The following is a 21,173-nucleotide window of genomic DNA, read 5'->3' as shown; positions in this document are numbered from 1 at the left end:
TTTTTAAACAATAAAATAGAGATAGTATCACCGATTTAATTCAAATTGGATGAATTTATTCCGGTAACTGAAAAATAGAAGAAGGGAATTAATTTCAATTTTAAACGAAAAAAAGAGCCTTTTTGAATTTCAAAAAGGCTCTTTTTTATGAGAAGGAAGTAAAGAAATTAGTCTTTGCTTGATAGTTTTGAAAGTAATCTCAGGAATTCAATATACAACCAAACTAGTGTGATCACTAATCCCATTGCACCGTACCATTCCATAAATTTCGGCATTTTTTGTTGTACTCCTTTTTCGATTTGGTCGAAATCCAGAAATATATTTAAAGCCGCTATGATAATTACAAAAACGCTAATTCCAATACTCATTAAGGAATTTCCATGATGAACAGGAGTGAAGCTGGTAAACATGGATACTACCCATGAAATTAAGTAATACGTTGCAATGGCTAAGGTTGCAGCAATAACAACAGATCTAAATTGTTCCGTTACTTTTACGATTTTAAATTTGTATAATCCCAGACAAATTAAGAAAGTAACCAGAGTTGCTCCAACAGCATTGACTACGATTCCAGGATATCTGGCCTCAAAAATAGCAGAAATTCCTCCTATAAACAGACCTTCAAATAAGGCGTACCCTGGCGCTAAATAAGGAGAAGCCTGTGGTTTGAATGCAGAAATTACAACTAAAATAAGTCCAACAATAGCACCGCCAATTGTTGGCAGCATTACATTCATTCCGTTAAACGCCATCCACCACGTTATTATGGATGATCCGCATAAGATTAAAAATAAAATGGCGGTCTTATTAATAGTACCTGATAAAGTCATTTCCTGATTATAGTCAATAATCTGTGCGTGGTGTACTTCTTCAGCTTTTGAAACCGCATTTGATGAAAAACGCTTGTTGCTTAAAAAAGGATTTTTTGAATTGAAGTTCATAGTTCTAATACTTTTAATTGTAGTCAAATATATGGAGTTTTTTTGAAGTGGAATTGTTTCTGTATTTTTTTTAACATGATTTTTTCTTCTGAATAAAGTAATGCTAAAATAAAAAATCCATCAGCTCTCACTGATGGATTTTTATATATAAAGATTGAAATTTCTATTTCAGTAAATCTAAAACTAAAGAAGGAAATAATCCCAAAGCAATATTCAAAACAATAGAAATAATTGCAACAGCGTAAATAAGGAAAGGTTTTCCGGTGCGCACTTCATTTGGTTCTTTTGAGTACATGGCCAAAATTAGTTTGAAATAATAGCCAACACTAATAATGGAGTTGATTACTGCTACGATAACCAAGGCAATATATCCGCCCTGAATCGTTTGATTGAATAAAAACAACTTGGCAAAAAATCCGGAGAAGATCGGAATTCCGGCCATTGATAATAACGAACCTGTCAGTATAGCGGCTAATAAAGGATTTGTTTTCCCTAATCCGTGGAAGTTGGTGATGTCTTCGTTATCCTGATTTTTACAAACATATAAGATAACGCTGAAAGCAGCAATTCCGGCCAAAGCATAAGCAGCAGTATAATACAATAAAACACCTGCTGAAGTTGCAACGCTTAACAAAGTCATTAACATAAATCCTGCATGTGAGATTCCTGAGAATGCCAGCATACGTTTTACATTTACCTGACGCAATGCCATAATATTACCTACGGTCATAGAAGCCATCGATACGATTACAACAATTATTTCAAATGTTCCTAAGAGATCCTGATTTTCAAGTGACGGGATTAAATTTAATGCGCTTACTAATTTATATAAGGTTGCGATAGCAATAACTTTTGCCAAAGTACTCATTAAAGCTGTTGTTAATGCCGGAGAACCTTCATATACATCCGGTGCCCAAAAATGAAACGGTACAGCAGCCACTTTGAATAACATTCCGATGACCACCAAAACCATTCCGATTGGAAACCAGATTGGCAACTCTGCAGATAAAGAACTTTCATGTATTTCAACAACATCAAAGCTTCCCATTGCCCCGTAAATCAAACAAATTCCGAATAGAATAATTCCTGATGCGAATGAACCCATTAAGAAATACTTCATACCGGCTTCGTTACTTTTTAAGTTCAGACGATCACTTGCCGCAAGGATATATAAGGCGATGGATAAAATTTCAATTCCTAAGAAAAACATAGCTAAGTTTCCAAAAGACACCATCGCTACACCTCCTGCTAATAAAAATACTTTTATAGCAATAAAATCGGAGATTTTAGTTTGATGATTTTCATAAAAATTATGACTTAAGGCTACTAAGAAAATCGTCAGCACAATAAATAATGATGAAAAAGCAGTAGAGAATTTACTCACTTCAATCATGTTATTGTAATAACTTCCTGTCGAACCGAATTCATAAAAATTAAGTGCCAAAACTCCCAAAAGTCCAACAATTGTAAAAGGAACGATGGCTTTCCTTAAATTAAGAATTTCAAACAATAGGCAGAAAATACCCAATCCCGTTATAGCTATTAATGTATTCATTTTTGTTTTTTTGATTTAGGAAATCTAAAACCAATGATGCCCTAATTTATTTTTATTTAAAATATTAATTTTTATTGATAACGTTTAAAATCGTCTCTAAACTTGGTGTGATCAAATCTGTAATTGGCTTTGGATAAAATCCGAAGAAGATTAAAACCGCAATAATTACGACTAATGAAATTCCTTCATTAACAGAAACATCAGCAAATGTTTTTGAATTAGCATCTCCCAACATTACATTTTGAAACATCTTAAGCATATAATACGCTCCCAGGATAATAGTGGTTCCGCCTAAAACAGCGAACCATACATTTATCTGTGAAAGACTATATAAAACGGTGAATTCTCCAACAAAATTAAAAGTACTTGGCAACGCAACAGAGGCCAAAACCAAAATTAAAAACATTGACGTAAATTTTGGAGATTGGATACGAATACCGCCCAATTCAGAAATTTTCCTTGTTTCAAATCTTCTGAAGATAATTTCGGCAGCATAGAATAATCCGACTACAACAAAACCGTGAGCAATCATTTGCAGGACAGCGCCACGCAAACCGTCAAGAGTTAAGGTGTAAGTTCCTGCAGCAATTAATCCAACGTGAGCCAAAGAAGAATACGCTAATAATTTTTTAAGGTCTTTTTGTCTCAACGCTACAATAGAACCATAGATTACACCTGCAATTCCTAAAGCAATAAAAATATTCATATATTCTTTTGCTGCAAGGGGAGCAATTGGCAATTGCCAACGGATGACACTGTACAATCCCATTTTTAGCATGATCCCGGATAAAAGCATGGTTCCAACGGTTGGTGCTTTTTGGTATACGTTTGCCTGCCAGGTGTGGAAAGGAATAATCGGAATTTTAATTGCATACGCCAAAAAGAAAGCTAAGAAAATCCAAAGCTGTTCTGTTGGGGATAAATTCAGTTTATATAAGTCTTCGATTAGAAAACTTCCCGCTTTTTGATATAAATAAATGAAAGCAACTAACATAAACAGCGAACCGGCAAGTGTATAAATAAAGAATTTAACCACTGCTTTTCTGCGTTCCTCAGCATCTCCGTTACCCCAGATCAGCGCAATAAAATAAATTGGAATAAGGGATAATTCCCAGAAAATATAATATAATAAACCATCTGCAGCAAGGAAAGTTCCTGTCATTGCAAAGGCCATAAATAAAATTAAAGCATAAAAACCTTTCGCATTTTTATATTCATTTCCAAAAGAAGAGAATATAATAATTGGGGTTAAAGCCACAGTTAACAAAAGCATTGCAATCGCTAATCCGTCTGCATTTAAAGCAAATGAAATTTTAGGCTGTGTAATCCAGGCATTGATTAAGCTGATGTTTTCGCCCGCATTGAAATGGCTTAACAAAACCAGCGAACAGCCCAAAGCTGCTAAACTAAAGAACAAGGCTACTTTTGAAGCAAGTTTGTCACCAACAAAATAAGTGGCAAATGCACCAATTAAAAGAATAATTAATATAAGAGAAACGTTCATAGTTATAAAATTATTGAGCTAAAAATATATAGGAAATAATGGCACAAAGACCCAAAACAAAAGCGAAAAGATATAATCCGATACTTCCGTTTTGTAATTTTTTACCCTGAAAACCTATTTCATTTGTTACTTTACCCAGTCCGAAAACAAAGGCAGATAAACCGGTTTCGATATAATCCCTGAAAAATCGTGATAAAACATTTACAGAGCGTACAAATATCACATCATAAATTTCATCTACATAATATTTGTTATATAAAACCTTCGTTAATCCGGTAATATTTTCGTCAGATTCAGGAACATTATCCTGTTTAAAGTATTTGATGTAAGCAATTAAAATACCTAACAATCCGCCTGCGACAGCAATTCCCATCAGAGTGTACTCTGTTGTTCCTAAATGATGTTCTTCACCAGCTACTTTTGTGAAAAGTGGTGCTAAATAGTCGTTTAACCAACTGTTTCCAGGTAAGCTTATTAATCCGCCGAATGTAGCCAATAGTGCTAAAATCATTAAAGGGAAAGTAATTAAACCGTCACTTTCATGTAAATGATATTTTTGTTCTTCTGTTCCTCTAAATTCTTTAAAGAAGGTTAAGAACATTAATCGGAACATATAAAAAGCCGTCAAAATAGAAGCAATAGATCCAACGACGTACAGTGGAATACTGTGGTGGAAAGCCGTCATTAATATTTCATCTTTTGAGAAGAAACCGGAGAAAAACGGAACACCTGAAATTGCTAATGATGAAATCAACATCGTCCAGAATGTAACCGGCATTGCTTTACGCAAACCACCCATCTTACGCATATCCTGTTCTCCATGTAAACCATGAATTACAGAACCTGATCCTAAGAACAAACAAGCTTTAAAGAAAGCATGTGTGATTACGTGGAAAACGGCTACTTCGTAAGCACCAAATCCTAAGGCTAAAAACATTAAACCTAATTGGGAAACGGTAGAATAAGCCAATACTTTTTTGATATCGGTCTGAACCAAACCAATTGTTGCAGCAACCAATGAAGTCACAGCTCCAATTACAGCAATAACAGTCTGAACATCCGGCGCTAAGTCAAATACGAAATTTAACCTTGTTACCATAAAGATACCGGCTGTCACCATCGTAGCAGCGTGAATCAACGCAGATACCGGAGTTGGTCCTGCCATTGCATCCGGTAGCCAGGTGTATAACGGAATCTGCGCAGATTTACCACAAGCACCAATAAATAAACACAAAGCAGCTAATGAAAGCAATGGAATATTTAAGTTAGTTGCTCCGGCAATTGCAGTTTTTAAAGTGGCATAATCCAGAGTAGAGAACATGGAACCAAGAATAAACATTCCGATCAAAAGACCTAAATCTCCAATTCTGTTCATGATGAAAGCTTTCTTCGCAGCATCATTGTAATCCTGATTTTTATACCAGAATCCAATTAATAAGTACGAACAAAGTCCAACACCTTCCCAGCCAATAAATAAAACTAATAAGTTACTTCCCATTACAAGTGTAATCATGAAAAACACGAACAAGTTTAAATAAGAGAAAAACTTATGCATATTCTCATCATCGTGCATGTAGCTGATAGAATATAAATGAATCAGTGAGCCGATACCCGTTACAAAAAGTAACCAGAGTAAGGACAGCTGATCTAATAAAAATCCAAGATTAATATGAAGATTGCTAATCTGAATCCAGTCAAATAAGGTTACTTGAATGGCTTGTTTTGTTTGTGTAATCTCAGAGAAAAAGAAAAGTGTAACAGCAAACGAAACTACTACTGCAGCCGTTCCGATGATACCGGAAACTGTTTTGCCTAAGCTTTTTCCAAAGAAGACATTGATTAAAAATCCTAAAAAAGGAGCTAATACTAAAACTAAAGCTAAATTGGTATTCATTTCCATTTATCCTTTTAAATTTTTTAAATTATCGATACTAATCGAACCTAAATTTCTAAAGATCGAAACTAAAATAGCCAATCCTACTGCCACTTCAGCCGCAGCAACTGCCATCGAAAAGAAAACAAAAACTTGTCCTTGTGCATCCTGATGATAGGTTGAAAAAGCTACAAATAAAAGGTTAACCGCATTCAGCATGATTTCGATAGACATAAAAACGATAATAGCATTTCGTCTGTACAATACACCAAAAATACCAATACAGAAAAGTACAACACTTAAAAAGATGTAATTTTCAATACCTATTTGATTTAATATATTACCCATTATTTATTTAATTTTTCTTTTTTAGACAATAATACAGTTCCAATCATCGCTACCAAAAGCAAAATCGATGCAAATTCAAACGGAACCATATATTCGTTCAATAATATTTTACCCAGTACTTTTATCGATTGAAAATCTTCACCGGTAGAATCATATGCTCCAACAATCGGTTTCGAGTTTATGAAAATTGCGATTAATACAACGCAAATCAAGCAAAAAGAAACTATGGCGCCCAAACGTGTAATTCTGGGTCTGTGTACCTGATGGCGTTCGTTTAGATTCATTAACATGATCGTAAACAGGAACAAAATCATAATAGCCCCGGAATATACAATAAGATGTACGATAGCCAAAAATTGTGAATTTAATAATAAGTAATGACCAGCGATCGAAAAGAAACAAATTACTAAATAGATAGCACTGTGAATCGGGTTTCTGCTAAAGATGGTCAAAAAAGCGGTGATTACCGTAATAAACGCTAAGAAACAAAATATAATTTGTACAGTAGTTGCGTGTGCAAAATCAGGAATATGTATCATTTAGTTAGCATTATTAAGTTGGGCATTTTTGATTGCCACATCAAGAGGCATCACTAATCTGTCTTTTCCAAAAATGAAATCTTCTCTTTCGTAACTTGAAGGAACCAAAACTTTCGAAGTAGTCAGATAGATGGCATCTTTTGGACAAGCTTCCTCGCACAAACCACAGAAAATACAACGAAGCATGTTGATTTCATAAATCGATGCATATTTTTCTTCTCTGTACAAATGCTTTTCATCAGCTTTACGTTCAGCGGCTTTCATGGTGATGGCTTCAGCAGGACATGATAAAGCGCATAATCCACAAGCTGTACAGTTTTCACGACCTTGCTCATCACGTTTCAATTGGTGCTGACCGCGGTATACAGGACTCATTTCACGTACTTGTTCCGGATAATGGATCGTCACTTTTTTTCTGAATAAGTGCTTTACCGTAATAAATAATCCTTTTACAATCGCTACAAGATACAAACGTTCCAAAAAGGTCATCTCCTTATTGGAGACCATCTTTTTTCTACCTGATAATGATATAGTTTCTATTGACATTTTTTAACGTATGATTTATGATTTTCAAGTTGTGCTAAACAAATTCAAAATCTATTTTATTTTTATTTGAAGTTAATCCCGCTGCTATCAGGGTTGGGTTACTCCGTATTAAAAACCTAAAAAGGCTGCAATTTCACTTCTTAAAATAACAACTCCGGTAATCATGATATTAACGATCGAAAGCGGAATTAATATTTTCCATCCTAAATTCATCAACTGATCATATCTGAATCTTGGAATTGTCCAACGAACCCACATATAGAAAAAGATGAAAAAACATATTTTAACAAACAATACTGCAATTCCCAAAAGGTTAGCGGTATTAACGCCAACATTTTCTACCATCCATTGCATTCCCGGATAATTGTAACCTCCAAAAAACAATACAGATATAATAGTAGCTGAGATAAACATATTCGCATATTCAGCAAATAAGTAAAATCCCATTTTCATAGAGGAATATTCAGTATGATAACCCCCAATTAATTCAGATTCACATTCCGCCAAATCAAAAGGAGTTCTGTTGGTTTCTGCAAAAGCACAAATCAGGAAAATCAGGAAAGATAATGGTTGGTAAAATACATTCCAGTTCATTCCTGCCTGTTGCTCAGAGATTTCTTTTAAGCTTAAAGTTCCGGTCATCATCAATAAAGCAATCATCGATAATCCCATAGCCACTTCATAAGAGACCATTTGAGAGGCCGCACGAACAGCTCCCATCAAAGAGAATTTATTGTTCGAGGCCCATCCACCGATCATGATACCGTACACTCCAACAGAAACTACTCCGAAGAAATACAATAAACCAATATTGATATCCGTAGCCTGTAGAAGAACATCTCTTCCGAAAATATGCAGGCGATCTCCCCACGGAATTACGGCACTGGTCATTAAAGCAGTACTCATGGCAATTGCCGGACCCACAACAAATAAGAATTTGTTAGGTGTATTCGGGAAAAATTCTTCTTTGGAGAATAATTTCAAACCATCGGCAAGAGGCTGTAATAAACCTCCCCAACCTGCACGGTTAGGTCCGACACGGTCTTGTAAAAAAGCGGCCACTTTACGTTCAGCCCAGGTAGAATACATGGCCATAATCATTGTTACAGCAAAAACCACCACAATTACAACACTTTTTTCTATAATAAATGCACCATCTACCATCGTTAAGAGTTTTGGTTGTTAGTGTTTAACGGAATTTCAGCCATACTAATTTTTTTACGGTCAATATCTCTTCCTAAAAGGATATTTTTCTCTGTATCGATTTCTACTTTCTCTAATTTCTGAGTGTAGTTGTTTTGATTGATAACAGAATCTTTTTCAAATTCTCTTGGTCCTTCAATTGTCCAGTCGTTTACATTTTTGTGGTCGAAACGGCAAGAATTACAGATGAATTCTTCTACTTCATGATATTCGTCTTTACGACCTGTAACACGTTGAATTTCTCCTCCAAACATCCAAACCGTAGTTTTTCCACAACATCCCGGAGTAGTACATTCTCTGTGCGCATTGTAAGGTTTGTTGAACCAAACTCTCGATTTGAAACGGAAAGTCTTGTCAGTCAACGCCCCAACCGGGCAAACATCAATCATGTTTCCTGAGAATTCATTGTCGATCGCTTTAGAAATTCCGGTAGAAATATTAGCGTGGTCTCCACGATCTAATACCCCGTGAACTCTGTTGTCTGTAAGTTGATCTGCCACTTGCACACATCTTTGACATAAGATACAACGGTTCATATGCAGTTGAATATTCGGACCGATATCTTCCGGTTCAAATGTTCTTTTTTCTTCAATGAAACGTGATTTTGGATTTCCGTGCTCAAAACTTAAGTTTTGCAAATCGCACTCACCAGCCTGATCACAAACCGGGCAGTCTAATGGGTGATTGATCAATAAAAATTCAGTTACAGATTTGCGGGCTTCCGTTACTCTGTCTGAAGATTTACTGTTTACTTCCATTCCGTCCATACATCCTGTTACGCAAGATGCCATTAATTTTGGCATTGGTCTTGGGTCAGCTTCACTTCCTTTAGAAACTTCCACTAAACAACAACGACATTTACCGCCGCTGCCTTTTAATTTGGAGTAATAGCACATGGCTGGCGGAACTAAATCTCCTCCAATCATACGTGCAGCCTGCAGGATCGTTGTTCCTGGTTCTACGTCTATACTTTGACCGTCTATGGTTACCTTCATCTCTTTGTTTTGTTTTTTTAGTTTCAGGTTTAAAGTTTCACTGCCGATAGCTATCGGTATTGAAACTAAAAAAACTTGAAACTTGAAACTATTTTTAACTTTGACTATATTATTACTTTACCGCCTACTAAATGTTTCACTTGCGAAAAAGGTTCAGCAACAAAGTGATCTCTGTTTTTTATTTTTTCCGGGAAACGAACGTGATATTCAAATTCATCTCTAAAATGACGAATCGCGGCTGCTACCGGCCAGGAAGCTGCATCACCAAGTGGACAAATTGTGTTTCCTTCAATTTTGCTTTGAATGCTCCACAATAATTCGATATCCTCTTCACGGCCCTGACCGTTTTCGATTCTCCATAATATTTTTTCCAGCCATCCGGTTCCTTCACGGCAAGGTGTACATTGTCCGCAGGATTCGTGGTGATAGAAACGGGCAAAATTCCAGGTGTTTCTTACCACACAAGCCGTATCATTATACACGATAAATCCTCCTGAACCTAACATAGATCCGGTAGCAAAACCACCATCACTTAGAGATTCGTAAGTCATTAATCGGTCTTCACCGTTTGCTGTTTTAAAAATCAATTCAGCTGGTAAAATTGGCACAGAAGAACCTCCGGGAACAAACGCTTTCAAAGGTCTGCTCGAAGACATTCCGCCTAAATATTCATCAGAATTCATGAATTCATCTACACTTAAACCTAATTCAATTTCGTAAACTCCCGGATTTTTAATGTGTCCTGAAGCTGAGATTAATTTAGTTCCTGTTGAACGACCCACACCAATTTTGGCATAATCATCACCGGAATTGTTGATAATCCAAGGCACAGTGGCGATAGTCTCCACATTGTTTACCACTGTTGGATTGGCCCAAAGTCCCGAAACCGCCGGAAATGGTGGTTTGATACGAGGGTTTCCTCTTTTGCCTTCCAGTGACTCAATAAGTGCAGTTTCTTCTCCACAAATATAAGCTCCGGCTCCACAGTGAACATATAGTTCTAAATCGTAACCTGTTCCTAATATATTTTTTCCTAACCAACCGGCAGCCTTAGCTTCGGCGATCGCTCTTTCTAATATTTTGAAAACCCACATATATTCTCCACGAATGTAGATATACGAAAGGTTAGCGCCCAGGGCAAAACTTGAGGTAATCATTCCTTCGATCAAAAGGTGAGGAATAAATTCCATCAAATAACGATCTTTGAAAGTTCCCGGTTCAGACTCATCGGCATTACAAACCAAATGTCTTGGTTTTCCGGATTTTTTATCAATAAAACTCCATTTCATTCCGGCAGGGAAACCAGCTCCACCACGACCACGAAGTCCCGATTTTTTCACTTCTTCCACAACTTCGTCCGGAGTAAGTGTTTTCAAAGCTTTTTCTACAGAAGCATAACCACCGTTTTGGCGATAAACTTCATAGGTTTTAATACCCGGAACATTGATTTTGTCTAATAATATTTTTTGTGACATATTATTTATCGTGTAATATTATTTTATCGTCTCTGCAATCAGCGATTAACTGATCGATTTTTTCTTCTGTTAGTTTTTCTTTGTAGAAATCGCCTAACTGCATCATCGGAGCATATCCGCAAGCCCCTAAACATTCAACACCGGCAATGGTAAACATTCCGTCCGGAGTTGTTTCGCCCATTTTAATGCCTAATTTTTCAGAAGTATAATCCATTAAATTTTCGGCACCATTTAAACAACAACAAGAAGTCTGACAAAATTCGAACATGTATTTTCCAATTGGTTTTTGGTTGTACATGGTGTAAAAAGTAACCACTTCATAAACCTCAATGGGTTTGATGTGCAAAATTTCAGCAACTTTATCCTGTAATTCCGTACTCAACCAATTGTCATGAGCATCCTGGACTTCATGCAAAACAGGCAGCAAAGCTGATTTTCTTTTGTCTTCCGGATAATGACTGATCAATTCATTGATGCGGTTCATCAATGCTTCAGTCATGTTTATTTCTTGTTTGTAATGTTTACGCTCCATTTTTTATTTTAGATTTCGGATTTTAGATTTCGGATTTTTTCAAATCTTTGTCTATAATCTATATTCTGCAATCCTTTTTTAAGTTTTAGATTCTTCAATCCTGAATTTTTCAATTCTATGTAAGCCCAGATTTTCAATCTAAATTCTAAAGTCCGCAATCTCATTTTGCAATCTAAAATCTAAATTCTAAAATCGGCAATATTTCTACGCGTCTAATTCTCCGGCAATTACATTTAAACTGGACAGAATAACAATTGCATCTGATAGTAAAGCACCTTTGATCATTTCAGGATAGGCCTGATAATAAATAAAACAAGGTCTTCTGAAATGTAATCTGTATGGCGTTCTGCTTCCGTCTGTCACTAAATAAAATCCTAATTCTCCATTTCCTCCTTCAACAGGGTGGTAAATTTCTGCAACCGGTACAGGAACTTCTCCCATTACAATTTTAAAGTGATAGATTAATGATTCCATAGAAGCGTAAACATCTTCTTTTGGAGGAAGGTAATAATCCGGAACTTCTGCGTGATATTCGTTTCCGGCCGGCATTTTGTCCAAAGCCTGACGAATGATGCTTAAACTTTCGCGAACTTCGGCATTACGAACACAGAAACGGTCGTATGTGTCACCTGATTTTCCAACAGGAACAATAAAATCGAAATCTTCGTAAGACGAGTAAGGATGTGCAACACGAACGTCATAATCAACTCCGGCAGCACGTAAATTCGGACCTGTAAATCCGTAAGCCATTGCCTGCTCTGCTGAGATGGCACCTACGTTTACGGTTCTGTCAAGGAAAATTCTGTTTCTTTCGAATAGGTTTTCAAATTCTTGCCAGGCGACAGGAAATTCTTTTAAAAACACATCCAGTTTGCGGAAAGCTTCCGGTGACCAGTCTCTTTCGAAACCACCGATTCTTCCCATATTTGTTGTTAAACGGGCACCACAAATTTCTTCGTAGATTTCGTAAACTTTTTCTCTAAATTGAAAAACATATAAGAAACCGGTGTAAGCACCAGTATCAACACCCAGAATTGAATTACAGATTAAGTGATCGGTAATACGCGCCAATTCCATTACGATAACTCTTAGGTACTGGGCTCTTTTAGGAACTTCAATATTTAGTAGTTTTTCTAAAGTCATCCACCATCCCATGTTATTGATCGGGGAGGAACAATAGTTCATACGGTCTGTAAGAGGTGTAATTTGATAAAAAGGGCGATTTTCGGCGATTTTTTCGAAAGCTCTGTGGATGTAACCGATTGTTGGTTCAGCTTCAAGAATTCTCTCACCATCCATCAACAGGATATTTTGAAAAATACCGTGAGTGGCAGGGTGTGTCGGACCTAAATTCAAAACGGAAAGCTCGCTTCCGTCTTCGTTTAGTTTATCCTTAACTATTTTAGCATAGCGATGCTCTGGTGGTAATAATAGTTCTGACATTTTATAATGTTGAATTATTTATTTTTTAGCAATTTGTTGTTGTTCTTCCAAAGAATCTGTCATCCTTATCCGTTCTTCCACTGTCTTCCAGCGGGAATTCTTTTCGCATTGGAAAAGAGATCATTTCATCCATATTCAAAATACGTTTCAATTGCGGATGACCAATAAAGTTAACACCGAAGAAATCGTATGTTTCTCTTTCCATCCAGTTGGAGCTCAGAAAAATATTTGAAATCGTTTTTATTTCCGGTTTTTCGCCGTTTAGGTAAACTTTGATTCTGATACGTTTGTTTTCGTACCAGTTGTGTAAATGATATACGATTGCGAACTGACGATCCACTTCATTATCAGGGTAGTGAATACCGCATAAATCCGTTAAAAAGTGAAATCGTAAATCAGCATCATTTTTCAGGAAAAGAATCAAAGAAGTGATTTTATCAGCTGTTGTTTCCAGGGAAAAAATATCTCTTTCCTCTTGAAAGTTAAAAACACTTGCGTCAAATGTTTCTGTAAGTTTATCTTGAATCAGGGTATTTTCTAATGCCATTTTATGAAATATTATATGAAGCTAATAATTCCTGGTATTCAGGAGAACTTCTGCGTCTTACAGATTCGCTTCTTACTAATTCTTGTAGTTTCATTACACCGTCAACAATTTGTTCTGGTCTTGGAGGACATCCGGGAACATAAACGTCAACCGGAATAACTTTGTCAATTCCCTGTAAAACAGAATAAGTGTCAAAAATTCCGCCTGATGAAGCACAGGCTCCGACAGCAATTACCCAGCGTGGTTCAGCCATTTGTTCGTAAACCTGTCTTAAGATGGGTGCCATTTTTTTAGAAATAGTTCCCATAACCATTAACATATCAGCCTGACGGGGAGAGAAACTCACACGTTCGGAACCAAATCTTGCCAAATCATAATGGGAAGCCATTGTTGCCATAAACTCGATTCCGCAACAAGAAGTTGCGAACGGCAAAGGCCAAAGAGAATTCGCACGAGCCATACCTACAACATCATTTAGTTTTGTTGCGAAGAAACCTTCACCAACAACACCTTCAGGAGGGGCAACCATATTTACTTTTGAATCGCTCATTTTTATTTTAGATTTTAGATTTCAGATTTTAGATTTGGGTAAATCGTAAAAAATTAAAATCAAATTTTAATATCGTTAAATCTTCCATTTGAGAAATCTAAAACCTGAAATCTCAAATCATAAATTATTATTCCCAGTCTAAAGCTTTCTTTTTGATGATATAGAAAAAACCAACCAGAAGCAAAGCCATAAAAACAATCATTTTCAGCATTCCCTCAATACCTAATTCTTTAAAGTTTACTGCCCATGGATAAAGGAAAATTACCTCTACGTCAAACAATACGAAAAGAATGGCAACCAGAAAATATTTTACCGAAAAAGGAATACGGGCATTACCGACAGATTCGATACCGCATTCGAAATTCTTATCTTTCACCTCAGAGGTTCTTTTTGGACCTAATTTTCCGGAAATAATGATAGTTCCTACCACAAAACCAACAGCAAGAATAAGCTGCATTAAAATAGGAAGATAGCTGTATTGATCAGATTGCATAAACTTAGGGATTTTTACTTAAAAAATAAGCCACAAAGATAGCTTCCAACTCTGTAAATCACAAGCTAAAAAAGGATTTAAGTAGGGTCGTAAACATCGTTTATGCCTAATTTTTATTCATTATAAATAACTTTTGCTTTTTTTACTATTTTTTTAAGATTTGAGCAAAAAAAAACGTTTCGAAATAAATCGAAACGTTTTAAAACCATTCAGAGGCAAAAAAAATAAATTGCTATATTTTTCTTAGATTACTGCTACTTTAGCAGCAACTTTCCCTTTTCTTCCTTCTTCTTCTTCGTAGCTTACACGGTCTCCTTCGCGTAATTCTTCCGCGTTAATTCCTGAAGCGTGAACGAAGATATCTTTTCCTGTTTCTTCGTCTGTAATGAATCCATAACCTTTAGATTCATTGAAAAATTTTACTGTACCTGTACGCATTGTAATTGTAATAATAATTTATAATGAAGCAAATGTAATATATAAATTCATACAAAAGACAATAAGGTGTTAATTTTTTGTAAAAATTATTGATTTACAGTGTTTTTACTATTTATTTTGCGTCTCTTTTGATATGTCATTGTTTAAATTGGCAATCATTAAAGATATGTTAAAAAGTAGGAACTTTTTGACTTTATGGAGCGCTGAATTATGAAATAAAAGATGAAAATTCACCTCTAATTTTCTGTTTTCTATAATTTTTTCAGGCTAGCAATTTTATTCGTTCCGAATGAATTTATACCAAATTTACTTTTATGTGTAATTCTTTTAATTGAGCGTCATCAATTTTAGCCGGAGCATCAATCATTACATCACGTCCTGAATTGTTTTTTGGGAACGCGATAAAATCCCTAATCGTTTCCTGACCACCTAAAATAGCAACTAATCTGTCTAGTCCAAATGCTAATCCTCCGTGAGGCGGTGCTCCAAATTGGAAAGCATCCATCAAAAAGCCAAATTGTGCTTTTGCTTCTTCTTCGGTGAATCCTAAGTATTTAAACATTAATTGTTGTGTTGCTTTATCGTGAATACGAATAGATCCTCCACCAATTTCATTTCCGTTTAAGACCATATCGTAGGCATTGGCACGTACTTTACCGGGTTGTGTTTCCAATAAATGCATATCTTCCGGTTTAGGAGAGGTAAACGGATGGTGCATCGCATGGTAACGGCCGCTTTCTTCGTCTAATTCCAATAATGGGAAATCAACTACCCATAGCGGAGCGAATTCTTCCGGTTTACGCAATCCCAAACGGGTTGCTAATTCCATACGAAGAGCTGAAAGCTGTCCGCGGGTTTTATCAGCAGGACCTGAAAGTACAAAAATCATGTCTCCTGGTTTTGCACCTGTAATTTTTGCCCATTGTCCTAAATCATCCTGATCGTAAAATTTATCTACAGATGATTTGTAAGTTCCGTCGTCATTGCATTTTGAATACACCATTCCTGATGCACCCACTTGGGGACGTTTTACCCAGTCAATCAGTCCGTCAATTTCTTTACGGGTGTAGTTTCCTGCTCCGGGAACGGCGATACCCACTACTAATTCCGCAGCGTTAAATACCGGGAAATCTTTGTGTTGTGCAAATTCGTTCAGTTCTCCAAATTCCATTCCGAAACGAATGTCCGGTTTGTCATTTCCATATGTTTTCATGGCATAGTCGTAGGTAATTCTTGGAAATTTGTCTACTTCAATACCTTTAATTTCTTTTAGCAAGTGTCTTGTCAGTCCTTCAAAAACATTCAAAATATCTTCCTGCTCCACAAATGCCATTTCGCAATCGATTTGTGTAAACTCAGGCTGACGGTCTGCACGTAAGTCTTCGTCACGGAAACATTTCACGATCTGGAAATATTTATCCATTCCACCCACCATCAATAACTGTTTGAAAGTTTGCGGGGATTGTGGTAATGCATAAAACTGTCCTTCGTTCATACGGCTTGGAACCACGAAATCTCGCGCGCCTTCCGGAGTTGATTTGATCAGGTAAGGAGTTTCTACTTCACAGAAATCCAGATCAGATAAATATTTACGAACTTCCATTGCCACTTTGTGACGGAAAAGCAAACTGTTTTTTACCGGATTACGACGAATATCCAGGTAGCGGTATTTCATCCTGATATCTTCCCCGCCATCTGTTTCGTCTTCAATTGTAAACGGAGGTGTTAAGGCAGCATTTAAAATAGTTAATTCAGAAACTAAAATTTCGATATCACCGGTAGGAATATTTTTGTTTTTGGCTTCACGCTCAATAACAGTTCCTTTAACCTGAATTACAAATTCTCTTCCAAGCGTTTTTGCCAGTTCAAAAACAGTTTTATCAGAACGGCTCTCGTCGAAAATAAGTTGTGTGATTCCGTAACGGTCGCGTAAATCAACCCAGTTCATAAATCCTTTATCGCGTGATTTTTGAACCCAACCCGCTAGTGTAACTTCCGTATTAATATTTGAGGCGTTTAATTCGCCACAATTATGACTTCTATACATGATCAAAATTTTAGATTGCAAAAGTAAACACAAAATTCAAAATAATAGAGAAAAGTAGGCAACTAGATCGTGTTAAAATGAAATATTTTGTTAATTCGTAAATTTTGAAAGGAGAATTTATTTAGTTTTGAGTCACTATAAACAAAACTATATTAGATATGAGAAAACTTTTTGTTGCTGGTTTGTTGCTTTTTAGTGCCCTGAATGTAGTCGGGCAAGTCAAAAATCCAATCAAATTTACGGCTAAAATTACGAACCGAAACAGTGATACCTTAGTGATAAAAGGAGCTAATAATTTCAAACAAGTTATTCCGATTAATAAAAAAGAAGTTTTTGCTGCTACTTTTGAGGCTCCGAAAGGGTTTTATCGATTTTCTGACGGAGTAGAATCTTCTACCTTATTTTTGAAACCAGGTTCTGAAGTAAACCTGACCATGAATGCTAAAGAATTTGATGAAACAATTGTATATAAAGGAAAAGGAACAAATGAAAGTAATTTTTTAGCGCAGCAGGCTCTAAAAGACGAAAAATTTCAAAATGAAGCTTTCGCGAAAGAAGCGGCTGAATTTAAAACTTTATTAGCAGGGAAAACAAAAGCTGATTTGGACAATGTGGAGAAAGGTGATTTTGATCCTGAATTTAAAACAAATCTAAAAAAATCATTTGAGCAGTTTAATCAATACGCTGTACAGATGTATGAAAGTGCTGCTAAGATGAAGGGCTTTGTTGGAAAACCTTCGGCTGAATTTGACTATGAAAATCACAAGGGCGGAAAAACGAAACTTTCAGATCTAAAAGGAAAGTATGTGTACATTGATCTTTGGGCAACCTGGTGCGGACCCTGCAGAGCTGAAATTCCATTCCTGCAAAAAGTGGAAGAAAAATATCACGGGAAAAATATCGAGTTTGTCAGTATTTCTGTCGATGTACTAAAAGACCACGAAAAATGGAAAAAATTCGTAACCGATAAACAGCTGGGTGGAATCCAGTTATTTTCAGACAGCGACTGGAAATCTTCGTTTGTGACCAGTTATGATGTAACCGGAATTCCGAGATTTATTTTGATAGATCCTCAGGGTAATGTAGTGAGTGCTGATGCTGCCAGACCCTCTTCTCCAGAGCTTCAAACGCAGTTAGACTCGTTATTGAACTAATTTATTGATCAAATTTACAACGTTATCGTAAATTGAATATTTAGCTAAAACACCAGTAAAACCAGTGCCTCAGCACTGGTTTCTTTGTATGCTTCTGATTTCTAATGTTAATTTTTCATCCAATGTTACCAAATTGTTAACTAAAAGTTTTTTTAATGTAAACATTTGATTATATTTGGTAAAGATTTGATAACATTAAAACCTACAAGATATGAAAAAGTGTGTAATTTTAGTTGCAATATTGTTCTCTGGAATTTTAGTTGCACAAGAGAATAAACCAGAATTAGAAGCTGTTGGAAATACAGTGAAAGCTACTTATTACTATGATAATGGTAAAGTACAGCAAGAAGGCTTCTTTAAAGATGGTAAATTAGATGGAGTTTGGGTATCCTATGATGAAAAAGGAAATAAAGTTGCTGAGGGGGAATACACAAATGGATTGAAAACTGGAAAGTGGATTTTCTTTAATGAAAACAGCCTTTCTGAAGTTGCTTACGAAAACAGTAAAGTAAGTTCAGTTAAAAATTTACAAAAAAATGCTTTAGCAAATAGAAATTAAAATAATTTCAAATATAAAAAAGAACCGCTTTGATGAGCGGTTTTTTTTATGCCTTTTTTTTTCTGCAACAGACCTTGCTTTTCGGGTAATGTCTTTTATTTCGGGATGAAAAAAAATATACAGCCCGTAATGCTAACCATAAAAACAAATGGCCCGGATTATTTCAGGCCATGCTATAAAATTATTTTACTGCTGTGCTTTTGCTTTTTTTAATTTGAAAGAAACAAATAAGGTAATTGAAGCAAGTACCAACCAGAAGATATCGATAAAGAAAATTTGTGTGTGATCTGCTGCAAAAGTTTTCCAGAACCAATTCCCGGTACAAATACCATTGGCAATAGGAATTAAAAAGCCTAAAACACTTCCTGAAATCAGGCACCATTTATTGGTGAAGTTAATGTCTCTCTTTAACAGGAAGAATACAATTAATAACAGCCAGGTGATAAAATATACATTGTATATATTTGATTGGCTAAGCGGGTGAAAGACCTTATTTGCAATAAATGCTAATGCTGTAACCGGATACATGCTCAGGCAAACCGCCAGATAAATACGTACCACGGAATTATTAAAACGACGTTTTTTCTCCGGCATATTTTTCTTATCCCTCGCAACAAGCCAAATCATAACTCCGGATATAATTACATAGCAGGTAATAATACCAAGGACAAAACTGATTATCTTAAGGGCATATCCGCCATAATCGCCAAAGTGAATACGATATAAAACATTTTTTACCACATCCAGATATTTGTTGTCGGTTACGGGATCTTTTTTGGCTATGATTTTTCCGTCAGCGACTTTATAGATTATTTTACCGAATGCTGTAAATTTTTTGTCGTATGGCAGTTCTCCTTCAACGATAACGTGCATATTGGCATCCCCGTAATTCTGGATCTGGACACTGTAGATTTCAAAATCTTTCCAATTGCCTTTGGTTTTAGCTACGAGTTCATTTATACGAAAAGGATTGGCTAATTTTTTGTTTTCAAATTTAAATACAGGGTTATTGTATTCTAAATCATCATATAATTTGGTCTGATCTCCTTTATATAAAGCCATAACACTTGGTGCAACGATCAGAAGCTTGATCATAAAAAAGGCTCCGGTTACCGCATATACAAACTGGAAAGGCAAACCAATCATACCTAAAGCCGTATGCGAATCGGTCCATAAAGTTTTCAGCTTTTCTTTTGGTCTGAACGTATAAAAATTAGAAACAATTTTGTTCCAGTGCAGCAACACTCCGGTTACAATGGCAAATAAAAAAAATAAAGCCACAAAACCGGAAAGGTAATAGCCAACCGGATAAGGAACCTGTGCCAGAAAATGAAGTCTGTATAAGAATTCACCTAAGGAATACGATTCTTCGTAAGTTTGTGTTTTTAGATTTTTGGTATCTAAATAGAAGAACTGGCTTTCTTTTAGTTTGGCAGGAGCCAAAGTATCTTTGGTGCCTTCCATGTAAACATTTACACGCCTTTCGTTACTGGCTTTTGAAATCGAAATGGTTCTTCCGGCTAAATTGTATTTTTTATCTAAAGCAGTTAAGGTTGCGTCGTAGTTCAGCTCAATTTCTTTGGTCAGTGCAACAGACTCGCCGCGTTCCCAATTGATGATTTCATCCCTGAAAAAAGAAAAAGATCCGGCAAAGAAAATAATAAACAATACAACGCTTATTACGATTCCGCTTACGGTATGCGTATGAAAATAGATATTATAATTTCTGTTGTTCATGGATTATTTGGTAATAGGATTATAGGTTTGGCCGAGATAGATAATACCACAAAAAATCAGGGTAAGCAACAAATAGATTCCCCAGATTTTTAATCCGCTTTTTGCTAAAAAGGCTATGACCATTAAGGCAACCCAGAGAATAAATCCTGTAAAAGCCATTGTCATAATTATATTTACACGATTAAACCAGGAGGCCAGGGCCAGATGAAAACTCACAGAAACGAAATAGCCGCCCAGTATAGCAGCTGTTATTTTGGCAAAACGCTGTCCTTTTGATTGCGTCAGGTATTTAGGATTTGCAGGCATAATTAATAGTAATAAATTTCTATTAGACCGCTAAGGATAAAAAGTACAGCAACTGCTTTACTGTTGATGACTTTAAGCGGGGATAAGATAACAATTAAACTTCCAATTGTCATTAACTGAATGAAAAACAATAAAGTTCCCGTTCCCAGGGCTTTGGTAAAGAGTAATAATGAATACGCCAAAAGAAGTACGGCCAATCCTGAAATTTTGGTTGGTCCGGGGTTATTATTCATCCATTTTTCAAAACCATAATCATAAGAGAGTACGGCCTTTCTGGAAGTATAATACAACATATAAAAAGAGATAAAAACGAAAAGACTGGCTATTGTTATCATGATTTTATAAATTTATAAAACATCTTTCCGGTTGAAGGGAAAGATGTTTTTAT

General features: G+C 35.9%; 22 protein-coding genes. 2 read left to right on the top strand and 20 right to left on the bottom strand.

The genetic code is table 11. The features are described 5' to 3' along the window. Positions 1-167: 167 nt before the first annotated feature. From EV142_RS02705 to aspS, 17 genes are all read right to left on the bottom strand, one after another. On the bottom strand, positions 168-941 hold the full coding sequence (locus EV142_RS02705) for a Bax inhibitor-1/YccA family protein (protein WP_132032446.1): 774 nt from the start codon (positions 939-941) through the stop codon (positions 168-170). Positions 942-1,104: 163 nt separating this feature from the next. Continuing rightward, a complete protein-coding gene (locus EV142_RS02700; protein WP_132032444.1) occupies positions 1,105-2,496 on the bottom strand; it encodes an NADH-quinone oxidoreductase subunit N in 1,392 nt (463 codons plus the stop codon). 64 nt (positions 2,497-2,560) lie between these two features. Beyond that, entirely contained in the window at positions 2,561-4,000 is a 1,440-nt protein-coding gene (locus EV142_RS02695) for a complex I subunit 4 family protein (protein WP_132032442.1), read from the bottom strand. Between the two features lie 10 nt (positions 4,001-4,010). Continuing rightward, positions 4,011-5,894, bottom strand: a complete 1,884-nt coding sequence (gene nuoL, locus EV142_RS02690; RefSeq protein ID WP_132032440.1) for an NADH-quinone oxidoreductase subunit L — start codon at positions 5,892-5,894, stop codon at positions 4,011-4,013. Positions 5,895-5,900: 6 nt separating this feature from the next. Next, positions 5,901-6,221, bottom strand: coding sequence for an NADH-quinone oxidoreductase subunit NuoK (gene nuoK, locus EV142_RS02685; protein ID WP_017494599.1), 321 nt, complete (start codon positions 6,219-6,221; stop codon positions 5,901-5,903). Next, a complete protein-coding gene (locus EV142_RS02680) occupies positions 6,221-6,760 on the bottom strand; it encodes an NADH-quinone oxidoreductase subunit J family protein (RefSeq protein ID WP_132032438.1) in 540 nt (179 codons plus the stop codon). Before EV142_RS02680 ends, nuoK begins: the two co-directional genes overlap by 1 nt. Beyond that, on the bottom strand, positions 6,761-7,306 hold the full coding sequence (locus EV142_RS02675) for a NuoI/complex I 23 kDa subunit family protein (RefSeq protein ID WP_127338242.1): 546 nt from the start codon (positions 7,304-7,306) through the stop codon (positions 6,761-6,763). A 108-nt stretch (positions 7,307-7,414) separates the two neighbouring features. Further along, entirely contained in the window at positions 7,415-8,470 is a 1,056-nt protein-coding gene (gene nuoH, locus EV142_RS02670; protein WP_132032436.1) for an NADH-quinone oxidoreductase subunit NuoH, read from the bottom strand. Between the two features lie 2 nt (positions 8,471-8,472). Beyond that, positions 8,473-9,504 (bottom strand): 2Fe-2S iron-sulfur cluster-binding protein, encoded by a 1,032-nt coding sequence (locus tag EV142_RS02665; RefSeq protein ID WP_132032435.1) that lies wholly within the window; start codon positions 9,502-9,504, stop codon positions 8,473-8,475. Between the two features lie 104 nt (positions 9,505-9,608). Beyond that, positions 9,609-10,979: an NADH-quinone oxidoreductase subunit NuoF gene (gene nuoF, locus EV142_RS02660; protein WP_132032433.1), complete on the bottom strand. Its 1,371-nt coding sequence runs from the start codon at positions 10,977-10,979 to the stop codon at positions 9,609-9,611. A gap of 1 nt (position 10,980) precedes the next feature. Further along, entirely contained in the window at positions 10,981-11,511 is a 531-nt protein-coding gene (locus EV142_RS02655; RefSeq protein ID WP_047774917.1) for a complex I 24 kDa subunit family protein, read from the bottom strand. A 204-nt stretch (positions 11,512-11,715) separates the two neighbouring features. After that, positions 11,716-12,954, bottom strand: coding sequence for an NADH-quinone oxidoreductase subunit D (locus EV142_RS02650; RefSeq protein ID WP_132032431.1), 1,239 nt, complete (start codon positions 12,952-12,954; stop codon positions 11,716-11,718). A gap of 25 nt (positions 12,955-12,979) precedes the next feature. Next, complete coding sequence (locus EV142_RS02645) at positions 12,980-13,501, bottom strand: NADH-quinone oxidoreductase subunit C (protein ID WP_132032429.1); 522 nt, start codon at positions 13,499-13,501, stop codon at positions 12,980-12,982. A 1-nt stretch (position 13,502) separates the two neighbouring features. Beyond that, positions 13,503-14,051: an NADH-quinone oxidoreductase subunit B gene (locus tag EV142_RS02640; RefSeq protein ID WP_127338250.1), complete on the bottom strand. Its 549-nt coding sequence runs from the start codon at positions 14,049-14,051 to the stop codon at positions 13,503-13,505. 127 nt (positions 14,052-14,178) lie between these two features. Beyond that, positions 14,179-14,544: an NADH-quinone oxidoreductase subunit A gene (locus EV142_RS02635; RefSeq protein ID WP_007809098.1), complete on the bottom strand. Its 366-nt coding sequence runs from the start codon at positions 14,542-14,544 to the stop codon at positions 14,179-14,181. Between the two features lie 243 nt (positions 14,545-14,787). Next, on the bottom strand, positions 14,788-14,982 hold the full coding sequence (locus EV142_RS02630) for a cold-shock protein (RefSeq protein WP_007137066.1): 195 nt from the start codon (positions 14,980-14,982) through the stop codon (positions 14,788-14,790). Between the two features lie 295 nt (positions 14,983-15,277). Then, positions 15,278-17,029, bottom strand: a complete 1,752-nt coding sequence (aspS, locus tag EV142_RS02625) for an aspartate--tRNA ligase (protein WP_132032427.1) — start codon at positions 17,027-17,029, stop codon at positions 15,278-15,280. Positions 17,030-17,187: 158 nt separating this feature from the next. On the opposite strand from aspS, the gene EV142_RS02620 reads away from it, so the two are divergent. Beyond that, on the top strand, positions 17,188-18,183 hold the full coding sequence (locus EV142_RS02620) for a TlpA family protein disulfide reductase (RefSeq protein ID WP_132032425.1): 996 nt from the start codon (positions 17,188-17,190) through the stop codon (positions 18,181-18,183). A 211-nt stretch (positions 18,184-18,394) separates the two neighbouring features. Next, complete coding sequence (locus tag EV142_RS02615; RefSeq protein ID WP_132032423.1) at positions 18,395-18,742, top strand: toxin-antitoxin system YwqK family antitoxin; 348 nt, start codon at positions 18,395-18,397, stop codon at positions 18,740-18,742. A gap of 186 nt (positions 18,743-18,928) precedes the next feature. Here the strand turns inward: EV142_RS02615 and EV142_RS02610 are convergent, their stop codons facing one another. Genes EV142_RS02610 through EV142_RS02600 form a run of 3 tightly spaced genes read right to left on the bottom strand, consistent with a single transcriptional unit; the run spans position 18,929 to position 21,120 of the window. Beyond that, the gene (locus EV142_RS02610; RefSeq protein ID WP_132032421.1) at positions 18,929-20,479 is read right to left on the bottom strand and encodes a PepSY-associated TM helix domain-containing protein; all 1,551 of its coding nucleotides are present in this window, start codon (positions 20,477-20,479) and stop codon (positions 18,929-18,931) included. Positions 20,480-20,482: 3 nt separating this feature from the next. After that, positions 20,483-20,785 (bottom strand): hypothetical protein, encoded by a 303-nt coding sequence (locus EV142_RS02605; protein WP_132032419.1) that lies wholly within the window; start codon positions 20,783-20,785, stop codon positions 20,483-20,485. Positions 20,786-20,787: 2 nt separating this feature from the next. Beyond that, the gene (locus EV142_RS02600; protein ID WP_132032417.1) at positions 20,788-21,120 is read right to left on the bottom strand and encodes a hypothetical protein; all 333 of its coding nucleotides are present in this window, start codon (positions 21,118-21,120) and stop codon (positions 20,788-20,790) included. Between the last annotated feature and the right edge of the window lie 53 nt (positions 21,121-21,173).

It is taken from the genome of Flavobacterium circumlabens (genome assembly GCF_004345565.1).
GTDB classification, from domain to species: Bacteria; Bacteroidota; Bacteroidia; order Flavobacteriales; family Flavobacteriaceae; genus Flavobacterium; species Flavobacterium circumlabens.
This window is presented reverse-complemented; position numbering and strand designations above follow the sequence as displayed.

Excerpts from the sequence above, each read along its gene's own strand:
- EV142_RS02700 (WP_132032444.1), bottom strand. The coding sequence starts at position 2,496 with ATGAATACATTAATAGCTATAACGGGATTGGGTATTTTCTGCCTATTG.
- EV142_RS02705 (WP_132032446.1), bottom strand. The coding sequence starts at position 941 with ATGAACTTCAATTCAAAAAATCCTTTTTTAAGCAACAAGCGTTTTTCA.
- EV142_RS02645 (WP_132032429.1), bottom strand. The coding sequence starts at position 13,501 with ATGGCATTAGAAAATACCCTGATTCAAGATAAACTTACAGAAACATTT.
- nuoL (WP_132032440.1), bottom strand. The coding sequence starts at position 5,894 with ATGAATACCAATTTAGCTTTAGTTTTAGTATTAGCTCCTTTTTTAGGA.
- EV142_RS02650 (WP_132032431.1), bottom strand. The coding sequence starts at position 12,954 with ATGTCAGAACTATTATTACCACCAGAGCATCGCTATGCTAAAATAGTT.
- EV142_RS02620 (WP_132032425.1), top strand. The coding sequence starts at position 17,188 with ATGAGAAAACTTTTTGTTGCTGGTTTGTTGCTTTTTAGTGCCCTGAAT.
- EV142_RS02630 (WP_007137066.1), bottom strand. The coding sequence starts at position 14,982 with ATGCGTACAGGTACAGTAAAATTTTTCAATGAATCTAAAGGTTATGGA.
- EV142_RS02680 (WP_132032438.1), bottom strand. The coding sequence starts at position 6,760 with ATGATACATATTCCTGATTTTGCACACGCAACTACTGTACAAATTATA.
- nuoK (WP_017494599.1), bottom strand. The coding sequence starts at position 6,221 with ATGGGTAATATATTAAATCAAATAGGTATTGAAAATTACATCTTTTTA.
- EV142_RS02665 (WP_132032435.1), bottom strand. The coding sequence starts at position 9,504 with ATGAAGGTAACCATAGACGGTCAAAGTATAGACGTAGAACCAGGAACA.
- EV142_RS02695 (WP_132032442.1), bottom strand. The coding sequence starts at position 4,000 with ATGAACGTTTCTCTTATATTAATTATTCTTTTAATTGGTGCATTTGCC.
- nuoH (WP_132032436.1), bottom strand. The coding sequence starts at position 8,470 with ATGGTAGATGGTGCATTTATTATAGAAAAAAGTGTTGTAATTGTGGTG.
- EV142_RS02610 (WP_132032421.1), bottom strand. The coding sequence starts at position 20,479 with ATGAACAACAGAAATTATAATATCTATTTTCATACGCATACCGTAAGC.
- EV142_RS02675 (WP_127338242.1), bottom strand. The coding sequence starts at position 7,306 with ATGTCAATAGAAACTATATCATTATCAGGTAGAAAAAAGATGGTCTCC.
- EV142_RS02655 (WP_047774917.1), bottom strand. The coding sequence starts at position 11,511 with ATGGAGCGTAAACATTACAAACAAGAAATAAACATGACTGAAGCATTG.
- EV142_RS02600 (WP_132032417.1), bottom strand. The coding sequence starts at position 21,120 with ATGATAACAATAGCCAGTCTTTTCGTTTTTATCTCTTTTTATATGTTG.
- EV142_RS02615 (WP_132032423.1), top strand. The coding sequence starts at position 18,395 with ATGAAAAAGTGTGTAATTTTAGTTGCAATATTGTTCTCTGGAATTTTA.
- nuoF (WP_132032433.1), bottom strand. The coding sequence starts at position 10,979 with ATGTCACAAAAAATATTATTAGACAAAATCAATGTTCCGGGTATTAAA.
- EV142_RS02605 (WP_132032419.1), bottom strand. The coding sequence starts at position 20,785 with ATGCCTGCAAATCCTAAATACCTGACGCAATCAAAAGGACAGCGTTTT.
- EV142_RS02640 (WP_127338250.1), bottom strand. The coding sequence starts at position 14,051 with ATGAGCGATTCAAAAGTAAATATGGTTGCCCCTCCTGAAGGTGTTGTT.
- EV142_RS02635 (WP_007809098.1), bottom strand. The coding sequence starts at position 14,544 with ATGCAATCTGATCAATACAGCTATCTTCCTATTTTAATGCAGCTTATT.
- aspS (WP_132032427.1), bottom strand. The coding sequence starts at position 17,029 with ATGTATAGAAGTCATAATTGTGGCGAATTAAACGCCTCAAATATTAAT.